11 protein-coding genes are annotated in these 11,591 nt (G+C 58.7%); 2 read left to right on the top strand and 9 right to left on the bottom strand.

Going from position 1 to position 11,591, the window contains the following annotated elements; genetic code table 11:
* The first annotated feature begins 101 nt into the window (after positions 1 to 101).
* Complete coding sequence (locus ACQR3R_RS04900) at positions 102 to 839, top strand: TorF family putative porin (protein WP_428270884.1); 738 nt, start codon at positions 102 to 104, stop codon at positions 837 to 839.
* Positions 840 to 948: 109 nt separating this feature from the next.
* Positions 949 to 2,589 carry a phosphoethanolamine--lipid A transferase gene (locus tag ACQR3R_RS04895; protein WP_428270883.1) on the top strand — a complete coding sequence of 547 codons (1,641 nt, stop codon included), beginning with the start codon at positions 949 to 951 and terminating at the stop codon, positions 2,587 to 2,589.
* A 244-nt stretch (positions 2,590 to 2,833) separates the two neighbouring features.
* On the opposite strand, the gene ACQR3R_RS04890 is transcribed toward ACQR3R_RS04895, so the two are convergent.
* The 9 genes from ACQR3R_RS04890 to ACQR3R_RS04850 all read right to left on the bottom strand — a co-directional run bounded on the left by ACQR3R_RS04890 (position 2,834) and on the right by ACQR3R_RS04850 (position 11,433).
* The gene (locus tag ACQR3R_RS04890; RefSeq protein ID WP_428270882.1) at positions 2,834 to 3,118 is read right to left on the bottom strand and encodes a gamma-butyrobetaine hydroxylase-like domain-containing protein; all 285 of its coding nucleotides are present in this window, start codon (positions 3,116 to 3,118) and stop codon (positions 2,834 to 2,836) included.
* Positions 3,115 to 4,077: a HEAT repeat domain-containing protein gene (locus tag ACQR3R_RS04885; protein WP_428270881.1), complete on the bottom strand. Its 963-nt coding sequence runs from the start codon at positions 4,075 to 4,077 to the stop codon at positions 3,115 to 3,117. Before ACQR3R_RS04885 ends, ACQR3R_RS04890 begins: the two co-directional genes overlap by 4 nt.
* Positions 4,074 to 4,922 carry an ATP-binding cassette domain-containing protein gene (locus ACQR3R_RS04880; RefSeq protein ID WP_428270880.1) on the bottom strand — a complete coding sequence of 283 codons (849 nt, stop codon included), beginning with the start codon at positions 4,920 to 4,922 and terminating at the stop codon, positions 4,074 to 4,076. The genes ACQR3R_RS04885 and ACQR3R_RS04880 overlap by 4 nt, the downstream gene beginning before the upstream one ends.
* Positions 4,922 to 5,704 carry an ABC transporter permease subunit gene (locus tag ACQR3R_RS04875; RefSeq protein ID WP_428270879.1) on the bottom strand — a complete coding sequence of 261 codons (783 nt, stop codon included), beginning with the start codon at positions 5,702 to 5,704 and terminating at the stop codon, positions 4,922 to 4,924. Before ACQR3R_RS04875 ends, ACQR3R_RS04880 begins: the two co-directional genes overlap by 1 nt.
* Positions 5,705 to 5,839: 135 nt before the next feature.
* Positions 5,840 to 7,258, bottom strand: coding sequence for an ABC transporter substrate-binding protein (locus ACQR3R_RS04870; RefSeq protein ID WP_428270878.1), 1,419 nt, complete (start codon positions 7,256 to 7,258; stop codon positions 5,840 to 5,842).
* Positions 7,259 to 7,628: 370 nt separating this feature from the next.
* On the bottom strand, positions 7,629 to 7,874 hold the full coding sequence (locus ACQR3R_RS04865; RefSeq protein ID WP_007946457.1) for a 4Fe-4S dicluster domain-containing protein: 246 nt from the start codon (positions 7,872 to 7,874) through the stop codon (positions 7,629 to 7,631).
* A gap of 26 nt (positions 7,875 to 7,900) precedes the next feature.
* Positions 7,901 to 9,661 (bottom strand): fumarate reductase/succinate dehydrogenase flavoprotein subunit, encoded by a 1,761-nt coding sequence (locus ACQR3R_RS04860; protein WP_428270877.1) that lies wholly within the window; start codon positions 9,659 to 9,661, stop codon positions 7,901 to 7,903.
* Positions 9,658 to 10,410, bottom strand: coding sequence for a UTRA domain-containing protein (locus ACQR3R_RS04855; protein ID WP_428270876.1), 753 nt, complete (start codon positions 10,408 to 10,410; stop codon positions 9,658 to 9,660). Before ACQR3R_RS04855 ends, ACQR3R_RS04860 begins: the two co-directional genes overlap by 4 nt.
* A 135-nt stretch (positions 10,411 to 10,545) precedes the next feature.
* Entirely contained in the window at positions 10,546 to 11,433 is an 888-nt protein-coding gene (locus ACQR3R_RS04850; protein WP_428270875.1) for a Dyp-type peroxidase, read from the bottom strand.
* Between the last annotated feature and the right edge of the window lie 158 nt (positions 11,434 to 11,591).

Below are 11,591 nucleotides of genomic sequence, written 5' to 3'. Positions count from 1 at the left end.
CACCTGTAACCACTGCCCGTCCCCGCGTCCGTCGTCGGGGTTCGGCGCAGCTTTGCCCTGAAAAAACTGCCCATAACAACCACAATATCGGGACGCTACCCATGAAAGCTTTCACTTTGTTCGCCCTCGGATCCTTGAGCGTGCTGCCGCTGAGCAGCCAAGCGGTGCCCTTGAATGACGACTTCGCCGTGCTGGTGGACGTGACCCTCGCCAGCGACTACCGCACTCGCGGCATTTCGCAAACCCAGAACGACCCGGCGCTGCAGGCCGGTTTGACGCTGGCCCACAGCAGCGGTCTTTACCTTGGTGCCTGGAGTTCGAACGTCGATTTTGGCGGTGGCCTGAAAACCCGTCAGGAAGTCGATTACTACGCTGGCTGGCTGTGGCAAGCCACCGATGCGGTCAGCCTGGACGTGGGCTACATCAGATACGCCTACCCCAAAGAAAGTCAGTTCAACCAAGGTGAAACGTATGCGGTGCTGAGCGCTTACGGGGTGAAGCTCGCGGCGTATTACTCATCGGATGCGCCAGGCATCGACAGCAAACAGAGTTCGCTCTACAGCTATGTCGGCTATGAAAAAGAATTGCCCTACGGCATTGGACTGAAACTGCGTTACGGCGAGATGGATTTCAAAGACCCGCACCTCTATTCCACCAACGGCCACGCCGAAGACACGTACCACGAATGGGAGGCCAAGCTGACCCATGAACTGGCCGGCGTCATGCTGGGCCTGAGCTACATCGATACCGACCTGTCGAAAAGTCAGTGCCAAAGCAACTGGGGCTTCAAAGACGTGTGCAGCGCAACCGTAGTCGCCAGTATCAGCAAATCGTTCTGACGCGGCCAAGACAAGGATGTCGAGGTTGTTGACGGCACTATCCCAATGTTCTTTTATTGTCAGAAAAACTCCACGAGAGCTTCTCACCTGAACCAGGGATGCAACGTTAATGATTTCAAGCAAAGGACTGCGTTTTCCACCCATCACATCGACCCGGCTGGTGCTGTTGTTTTCCCTGGCGCTGGTCGCGCTGTACAACCTGGCGACCTGGAAGGCGCTTGGTACGCTGATCACCCTGCAAGGCGCGTACAGAGCGGGCTTCATGCTGTCGTTCGGGCTGTTTCTGTGGGCCGCTTTTACCTTGCTGCTGACGCTGGTTTCGTTCCGCTGGACCCTCAAGCCAGCGCTGACGGTGGTGGCTCTTGTGTCGGCCTGCGCGGCGTATTTCATGAACGAATACGGGATCACCATCGACACCGTGATGGTGCAAAACGTGTTCGAGACCAACCCGCAAGAAGCCTCGGCCCTGCTCAATGGAAGATGGCTGGTGTATGTGCTGGTGCTCGGTGTATTGCCGACACTGGTGATCTGGCGGTGGCCTGTGGCGTATCGACCATTTTTGCGTGGGTTGTTGAACAAGGTGTTGGTGATTATCGGTTGCCTGCTGGTGATCGCCGTCTCGGTGGGAGCGTTTTACTCAACCTACGCACCGATCTTTCGCGAAGAAGAAAAGCTCACCCATTTTATCAACCCGACCAATTACATTTACGCCATCGGCAAATACACCAAGCAGCGTTTGGGGATCAAAAAGAATCTGCTGGTGCAGGCCATTGGCGAAGACGCGGTGATGAGCGCGAAGGCCGCCGGGCGCGAAAAAAAATCGCTGATGGTGCTGGTGGTTGGCGAAACCGCGCGCGCCGATCATTTTTCGCTGAACGGCTATGGCCGCGACACCAATCCTGAACTGAGCAGACTGGACATCCTGAATTTCACCCAGGTGCACTCCTGTGGCACCTCGACCGCAGTGTCGGTGCCGTGCATGTTCTCGATGTTCCCACGCGAGGATTACAGCGACAAAAAGGGCAAAACCTACCAGGGCTTGCTGGATATTCTGCAGCGGGCCGGCGTGCAAGTGCTGTGGCTGGACAACAACAGCGACTGCAAAGGAACTTGCCTGCGCGTGCCGCACCGTGACATCCCAAAGAATCAGCCGGGACCCTTTTGCGATGGCAACAATTGCCTCGACGAAGCGCTGCTGGTCGGTCTGCAGGACTACATCGACAGTCTCAAGGGCCATGCGATCATCGTCCTGCATGCCGATGGCAGCCACGGCCCGGAATATTATGAGCGCTATCCCAAAGCCCTCGAACGCTTCAAACCGATCTGCCACACCAACCAGTTGGGCAGTTGCAGCACGCAGGAATTGGTTAACGTGTACGACAACACCATTCTCTACACCGACCACTTCCTGGCCAAGGTCGTAACGTTGCTTAAACACAATGAAGGCAAGCTCGACACCTCAATGCTCTACGTTTCCGACCATGGCGAATCCCTCGGCGAAAACGGCTTGTACCTGCACGCGGCGCCGTACGCACTTGCGCCACAGGCCCAGACGCACGTGCCGATGGTGATGTGGTTTGGCGCCGGCACCCTGCCTGGATTGGGAATAGATCAAGGCTGCCTGCAAGGCAAGACCGGGCAACCTGACTTGAGCCACGACAACCTGTTTCATTCGGTGCTGGGATTGTTTGAGGTGAAGACCGGCGTCTATCAGCCCGCGCTGGATATATTCCAGGGCTGCAGAAGTTGACGCCATCGCAGGCAAGCCAGCGCATCTATAGATCGGTGGTGATACCGCGATTGATGTAATTGACACACATCCCGTAGGAAACCGGCTTGCCGGTGATGGCGATCTCACGGGCGCCATCGCTGGCAAGCCAGTCTCCTACGGATCGGTGGTGACACCGCGATTGATGTAATTGACACACATCCCGTAGGAAACCGGCTTGCCGGTGATGGCGATTCCGAAGACGCCATCGTAGGCAAGCGAGGCTTTATATCGACGGGATGAGTGCTGACAGATAGGGCCACGGGTAGATTCCGCGCTCGTGGCCGTCGCTGAAAACCAGTTGCAAGCCGTAACCCTGGTCGTTCAGTGCCGTCACTCGCACTCGCGCATCGACCAGGGGCGCCGAGCCTTTGAGCCGAAACGCGCGGCATTGCGAACAGGGGCATTGGCGGCGCAACTCGACGTGATCCAGTAACTGCTCACGACCGTCCGGCCAGTTCAATCGCAGCTGTTGCCTGCGTTGAGAATTGCCAATCGCCACCGGGTTCATTGCAATTGGCTCAAGGCAATGCGCACCGCTTTACGCACCTCCGGATCGCCGTCGTCCTGGGCTGCCAACAACGGTGCGATGGCGCCTCGATCATTCAATTCGCCGAGGGCCAATGCAGCCTCTTTGCGCAAGTTACTGATGCGGTGGCCGAGGGTTTCGATCAATGCCTCCAGTGCCGGGGCATAGCGCAAACGACCCAGACTGCGGGTGGCGCGCAGCCGGACTTGCCAATAATCGTCGCGCAGGGCTGCGACCAATGCTGAACCCGCCTCCACTTGCCCGACCTTGCCCAGCGTGGTGGCAGCCTCCTCACGCACTTGCCAGGCGCGGTCTTGCAGTGCCTGACGCAGCGCCGGCAAGACCTGCACGTCACACGCCAGGCCGAGTGCGCCGGTGGCTGCACGACGCACCTCGGTGTCTGGATCGTTGCTGGCCAGTTTGGCCAGTGCCGGCAAGGCATCAAGCTGTTTTAGCCAGCCGAGCACGCCGACCGCCTCACGACGAACACCGGCGTCTTCATCATTCAATGCCTCAGATGCCGCCGCCGCAGCATCGGCAAATCGTAACTCGCGCAACGCCCTGAACGCTGCGATACGCACGCTGATGTCGGCATGCCCGGTCCACGGCAAAATCACCCGCCCCGCGGCTTCGCTTTTAAGCAAACTAAGGCTTTGCGCGGCAGCGGCTTGCACTGCCAACGAGGGGTCCGTCAGCGCCTGGCATAACGCCTCGACCACGGGCTGATCCTCCCAGGCTTCGAGCAGTCGTGCGGCTTCGGCCCGCACCTCTTCAGCCGGATCGACTGCCAGTCGGTCCACCAGCCACAGCAAGCCGTCGGGTTCTTCAAGATCGGCCAGCTCAATCAAGGCGATGCGACGCACGCCAGGATCTTCGTCAGTCAGGCGCGGCTGCAAAGCAAGAATGTCGTTGTTATCGGTTACATCGAATAGAGAGGTCATAAGGCAAATCGCGGCAGTTTATTTTCAAGGGGAAGTCCGAGAGGGTTCAGGCGTGGTAATTGCCGACCGTCTTCGTGACGCAGTAACTCAAGGCAATGACGTTTCAAATGGGAGAACTCAGGACGGGTCACCAGCGCTGTCGTACGCGGTCGGGTGAAGTCCAGGCGCAAGTCTTCGATGATCCGCCCGGGACGCGAACTCATCACCAGCAGCCGATCAGCCAGGAACAGTGCTTCGTCGATGTCATGGGTGACGAACACCACGGTGGTGCGAATTCGGGTCCAGATATCCAGCAGCAGTTCCTGCATGTTCATCCGGGTCAGTGCATCGAGCGCGCCGAACGGCTCGTCCATCAATAACAGTCGCGGCCGATTGATCAACACCCGGGCGATTTCCACCCGTTGCTGCATGCCACCAGACAACTGATCCGGCCAGCGCTCGGCAAAACCTTGCAGACCGACCGAAGCGAGCATTTCGTCGGCGGCTGCGTGGCGCTCCGCTTTGCCGATACCGTGCATTTTCAGACCGAACGCAACGTTGTCGCGCACGGTTCGCCAAGGAAACAACGTGTGGTGCTGGAACACCATGCCGCGTTGAGGCGAGGGTCCAGAGACCTCGGCCCCATCGACTTTGAGCGTGCCGGAGCGCGGTTGCAGGTGCCCGGCCAACGCACCGAGCAACGTCGATTTACCGCAGCCCGACGGCCCGAGGATGCACACGAATTGCCCGGGTTCAATTTGGCAGTCAAGACCTTGCACCGCTTCAAACGCTGCACTGCCCTGCCCCAGGCTGATCGACAAATCATGAATATCGATGCGCCCTTCAGGGTGTTGAAAAACGCTCATCAGGCTTTTCCTCGTGGTCGATGCCAAGGCGTGAATACAGCGCCAAGTCGTTTGATCAGCCAACTGCTGCCCATGCCGAGCACGCCGATCAGCAACATGCCGACCACGATGTCGGCGTAGTTCTGGATGGTGTAGGACTCCCAGGTGTAATAACCGATGCCGTACTGGCCGGAGATCATTTCAGCGGTCACCAGGCAAAACCACGAAGTGCCCATGCCGATCGCAAGACCGGTAATGATGCTGGGTGCCGCGCCCGGCAGGATCACCTCCAGCAAAATCGCCCGACGCCCGGCCCCAAGGCTTCTGGCTGAGGCAATCAGGCGCGGATCGACGCCTTCGACGCCGTGCACGGTGTTAAGCAAAATCGGGAACAAGGCGCCGGTAAACGTGATGAACACCATCGACAGTTCAGAGGACGGGAACATCAGGATGGCCAAGGGTATCCACGCAACCGCGGGTATCGGGCGCAACACTTCCAGTGGCGGCAGCAACAAATCTTCGGCCCATTTTGAGCGCCCGATGGCCAGGCCCAACGCGATGCCGATGATCAGTGCGGCGAGGTAACCGGCGAACACCCGGCTGAGGCTGCTGCTTAGATGTCGCGCGAGTTTGCCGGAGTCGCCGAGGCCAAATGCCGCGTCAACCACGGCCACCGGGGTCGGAACATTGGCGAAGGTGACCAGGCCAAGGTTCCAGTGATGGCTGGCGGCAAGTTGCCAGAAGACGAGGCAGAGCAGCAGTGAGGCTGCCCGCGGGATCCAGCGTATGTATGGTCTGGACATAATTTCTCTCTCAACCCGATCACGGTGCAAGCGAGCCTGCTCGCGAAAGCGGTGGGTCACTCGACATCGATATTGAATGTCAGTACGCCTTCGCGAGCAGGCTCGCGCCCACCGTTGACCGAGCGGTGTTGGAGGTTAGCGGACGGCAACGGCCTGGGTCGTGGCGTCGGTAAAGTCGAGAACCTTGCCGCCCTGCGCCGTGGCAAACTGTTGCGCCTGGCCTTTGAGCAGGAAGGCGCTGAGACGCCCCTTGGCATCACTGGCGAACCACGCCTGATCCGCCAACAACTTGATACCGCTGTCACTCGCCTGGGCATACACCGCCCGAATGTTTTTACCTTCGGCCTTCAAACCGGCCAGTGCGCTGAATGCCGACTCAGCCGAGGCGTACTGCCGGACTTTCGGCTCGCCGCGTACCCAGATTTCGGCCACGTGTGTGAAGTCCGTGATGGCATTACCGCTGAGCGCATCGACGGCCGTCAACGGCGCCTGCCCGTAGTTGGCCAGTTGCGCGGTGTAATCCAGTTTCGAAGCCTTGAACGCGGCGCGAATGTATTGGTCATCGATAAACGTGTTGAGGTCGAGGCCGCGATCAGCCTTCTTCAACAACTTCAGGGTGTCGATGGCGGTGCCGACGGCCTGACGGTATTCAGGTTTCCAGCTAAGGTCGCGGGTTTGTACGCCGAGTGGCCCGTGGAACAGGTAATTGACCTCGGCATCGACCCCGGTGACTTTGGCAATCAGCTCGCTGTACTTCTCAGGTTCAGCCGCCAGCAATTGATTGGCTTCGATGCTGGCACGCAGGTACGCCACGACAATTTCCGGGTACTGCTTCGCATACGCCTGGTCCACCAGGGCACCATGAAAGGTCGGCGTATTGGCCTGGGAGCCGTCATAGATCTTGCGCGCGAAACCACGGCTCGGAAACAGTTCGGCGAACGGCACAAAATCGGCATGCGCATCGATTTTTCCAGCCTGCAACGCAGAGCCCGCAACTTCCGGCGGCTGCGCAATAATGTTCACGTCTTTCAACGGATCCCAGCCCTGCGCTGCCACGGCGCGTAGCAACATGCCGTGGGCGGTCGAGGCAAAGGGTACGGAAATGGTCTTGCCCTTGAGCTCGGCCAGCGACTGCACGCCCGATGCGCTCGGCACCACAATGCCGTTACCACTGCCTTTGATACTGCCCGACAGCACGCTGATAAACAGGCTGTGCTTGCCGGCTGTTTCGAACGCGACACCGTTGAACGCACCGGGGAAATCGGCCATGGCACCAAAGTCGAGCTTACCGGCGACCATCTCGTTGGTCAGTGGCGCACCGCTGGTGAAATTCTTCCACTGCACATCGTACTTGGCGTCCTTATATTGGCCGTCGTGAGGCAAGTATTTGTCCAGCAGGCCCAGCTCGCGGATCAACAGGCCACCAGCGGCGCAGTTGATGGTGGTGTCCTGGGTGCCGATGGCGATGCGGATGGTGTTGGCCGAGGCCGATAAAGTGAATGAAGCCAGTACCAGACCGGCCAATGCTGCACGCAGCGAAGTAGGCAAAACCATGGGTATATCCCCTCGAATCATTTATAGGATGTTCGTCTCCGCCACGATCAGGGCGCGGTGGGAAACGAGGGGTGTTTTGAAGCAAGCGTCCGGGGTTGCCGGATGGCTTTGGGGGGCCTGGGCGGGCCTCATCGCTGGCAGGCCAGCTCCCACAAAAATCTCTGTTGCCAGCGAAATGGGTGTCTCACTGCAAATCCCCTGTGGGAGCTGGCCTGCCAGCGATGGCGATCCAATTTTCAGCATTGATGTCGACTGACCCACCGCGATCGCGAGCAGGCTCACTCCCACAAGGTTCTCGGTTGCCAGCAAGATTGTGTCTCACTGCAAATCCCCTGTGGGAGCTGGCCTGCCAGCGATGGCGTCCTTTCAGTCACCGCAGTAAATAAGGGATTTCCACTTTCACCGCGCCAGTCGGGCAGTCCTTTTCACAGGGCATGCAGTACCAGCATTCGTCGAACGCCATGTAGGCCTTTTGCGTGGCCGGATTGATCGCCAACAAGTCCATGGGGCAAACATCCACGCACACGGTGCAGCCCTTGTGGGCGATGCACAGGTCTTCATCGACGGTGACCGGCGCATTGGAACGGAAGAAGATTTCCTGAGGTTGATAGGCCATTTTCGGTCTCTCTGTTTAGGTGTTGCTCAGGCCGCAAAGGTGCCGACCCGAAGCCGGTCGTAAGCCTGCATTTCTTCGGCATCGAGCGGGATGATGTAAGGCTCGACGGCTTTTTTGAAACTGCTCATCTGGCCGTTTTCATCTTTTTTCAGGTGGCAATGGCAGAACCAGTCACTGTCGTTGCGTTGCGGATGATCGACCCGATAGTGGTAAAGCCCCCAGCGACTTTCAGCACGGAACAACGACGCTCGCGCGGCCATTTCGGCGCAGTCGCGGATCATGCTGACCTCCATGGCGCGCATCAGCTCGTGGGCGTTGTGCGCCTTGATCTGATCCAGATCACGCTGGATATCGCTGAAACGCTGCAGGCCGATCTGCATCTTCTTGGTCACCTTCGGCGGTTGCAGGTAATCGTTCACAAAGCGTCGCAGCTTGTACTCGACCTGAGCCGGCGGCAGTCCATGTTCGCGGTCCAACGGTGCGTACACCCGGGCCTTTTCTGTTTCGATTTGCGCAGCATCCAGTGCTGAAAACTCACGCGCCTCGACAAAATCCGCCGCGTTGGTACCGGCAAACCAGCCATAGGTAAACGCGCCGAGCATGTAGTTATGCGGCACTGCCGCCATATCGCCCGCCGAGTACAAGCCCTTGACCGAGGTCTCGGCCTTTTCGTTGACCCACACACCGGACGCTGAGTGCCCGCTGCAAAAGCCGATTTCAGAAATGTGCATCTCGACCATTTGCGTGCGGTAATCGGTACCGCGATTGGCATGAAACTGGCCACGGCTGGGGCGTTCGTTGCTGTGCAGGATCTGTTCAATGTTCTGAATGGTTTCCTCGGCCAAGTGGTCCAGTTTGAGGAACACCGGGCCGTTACCGCTTTCGAGTTCCTGGTGAAACTCCCACATCATCTGGCCGCTCCAGTAATCGCACTCGATAAAGCGTTCCCCCTTGTTGTTGGCGGTGTAACCACCCAAGGGGCCGGTGACGTAAGCGCAGGCCGGCCCGTTGTAATCCTTGATCAGCGGGTTGATCTGGAAGCACTCAAGGTTTGAGAGTTCGGCGCCGGCGTGATACGCCATCGCGTAGCCGTCGCCAGCATTGGTCGGGTTTTCGTAGGTGCCCATCAGGTAACCCGAGGATGGCAGGCCCAGGCGGCCGGCGGCACCGCAGCACAGGATTACCGCTTTGGCCTTGATCACGTGGAAATCAGCGGTGCGGCAATCGAAGCCCATCACGCCGTTGACGGCGCCCGCTTCATCCGTGAGCAAGCGTGTGCAAACCAGCCGATTGGTGATGCTCACCCGCGCCCGTTTCAACTGGCGATACAAGACTTTCTTGATGTCATGCCCTTCCGGCATCGGCAGCACATAGGCACCCATGTGGTGGACTTTTTTCACCGCATAATCGCCAGTCTCGTCCTTTTCGAATTTCACACCCCAGCGGTCCAGTTGCTCGATGGTTTCGAAACTGTGGGTCGCGTAGGCGTAGACCGCAGCCTGATTGACGATGCCGTCATTGGCGATGGTGATTTCCTTGGTGTACTGCTCGGGGGTCGAATGGCCCGGAATGATCGCGTTGTTCAGGCCGTCCATGCCCATGCTGATCGCGCCGCTGCGCTTGACGTTGGCCTTGTCGATCAGCAGCACACGCAGATCGCGATTGCGTTCCTTGGCCTTGATTGCGGCCATCGGGCCCGCCGTGCCGCCGCCGATCACAACGATGTCGTATTCCTGTTCGAGCGTCTTTCTATCAATGCAATTGTTGGTGACGGTGCTGTGGGTCATGCCTGATCCCCTTTTTGCCGATCGATCCGCAAGCGGTACTGGAACGCATCGCCACGGTAGTACAGGTGTTCGAAATCCACGGGGCGACCCTCGACGTCATGGGTCAGACGCTCGATGCGCATGATCGGCGAGCCGGCCTCAACGTTCAGGGCCTGGGTCAGGTCGCTGTCGGCGAGTACCGCGTCAATCGCCAGGTCTGCGTGACCGAGCGCCAGCGCACAGTCGTTTTCGAGGATCAGGAAAATGTCACGCGTGACCAGATCAGCCTTCTCCAGGCGTTCGCCGATGGCTTTGGGCAGGTAGGTTATTTCCAGCGATATCGGCTCACGGTTGATCAGCCGCACTCGCTTGATCTGCGCCACGATCTCGCCTTCAGCGACCTGCAAACGTTCAGCAACGAGTTTGTCTGCAGCGATGAATTTGAAACTGCGCAAGCGGTTGATTACTTCATAGCCTCGACCGGTCATGGACTCGGCGAGGCCCTGCAACGTGCTGACGTTCTGGAAGGTTTTTGGCTTGGCGACAAACGTGCCTTTGCCGTGGATTTTGAAGATCAGCCCTTCTTTTTGCAGATCACCGAGCGCCTGGCGCACGGTGATACGGCTGACTTTGAACAGCGCGCCCAGTTCGCTCTCAGAAGGCATCTGGCTGTCTTGCGGGTATTCACCATCGAGGATGCGGGCGCGCAGCACGTCTCGCAGTTGAGTGTGCAGCGGGACGCTGGCGAGGGAAAGAACGTTATCAGTCATGGAGGATCACTTGTCATAACGAGTTATGACGTGATCTTATTGCGTTGATCTGGCGCTTGAGAAATACCGTTTATGCATAAGGTTAGATTGCCAGAAACGCTGCAGCTGCCGAGCCCGCTCGGCAGCCGCTACGCGTTAGCCAATACGCAGTGCGCGCAAATCCAGTCGCCCGTCCTTGAGCGGCGGACACCAGTAATAGCCACCGGTGATCGGGCGGCTCATGCGGTACAAACCGTCGGTGATGCCATCTTCCAGACCGCTCATGCGGCGCAGTTGAGCTTCGAAGGCGTCAAGCGAAAAACCGAACGCGAGGAACATCAGCCCGGCGCGATCACCTTCGATCCACGGCATCGAACGCCGCACCACAAACGCCTCGGGGGCAAAACTTTCCTGAGCGGTGCGTTTGACGTGGGCTGAGATCGGCGCGTCGTCGATTTCTTCGTTGTCGATCAGACGACGGCCCATGATGTTGTCCTTCTCATGGGGCGACATCGCGCTGAAGCCCTTCAAATCGTGCTGCCACTGCTGGATCGCAGCAAAACTGCCACCGACCAGGCCCTCTGGACCCTCACTCAACAACGCAGCAGCCACGGCGGCTTCGTCGTGCGGGTTCTCGGTGCCGTCCTCGTAACCTGTCAGGTCATGGCCGGTGAGGTGGCGGAAGGTTTCGTTCATCTGTACCAATCGCAGAGCCGGTGCCAGGGCTGCCTCAATAGCATGACTGCGATGCAGCAATTCGCCACGGTCGTCGCCGTGCAACCAGCACCACATCGCGTGCTGCGTCGAAGGGTTATCGACGCCAACACCGACCAGCGCCGGAAACGCACGCAGACCGTCGATTTGAGCGTGCATGGCCTTGACCAGCGACTCGCCAAAACCAGCCACCACCGATTTTCCGTCAACCAGTTGCAGCAGCTTATCGAGTGCAGCCGGCAACGCTTCGACGGACTCCAGCGCAAAGAACAGGTGACGGGCTTGAGGCGGAACGGGTGTGGCGAGGATGCCCGGCTGGTAATAACTCATGTCAACTCCTTAAGAAAGGCGCGAAGTTTACCCGCAGCCTTGCCCATTGTGTGTCGCCAGGTCAAAAGATCGCGCAGTAGAGCGACTCAGCACTTAAAAAGTCAGGGTAATAAGGCGTATAACCTGTGAAGTGAATTCTGAACTGCAAGCCGCCAGCG

The sequence above is a fragment of the Gordonia sp. IEGM753 genome (assembly GCF_050321825.1).
Classification (GTDB): Bacteria; Pseudomonadota; Gammaproteobacteria; order Pseudomonadales; family Pseudomonadaceae; genus Aquipseudomonas.
The sequence above is the reverse complement of the archived record's forward strand: the minus strand, read 5'-3'. Positions and strand labels throughout refer to the sequence as shown.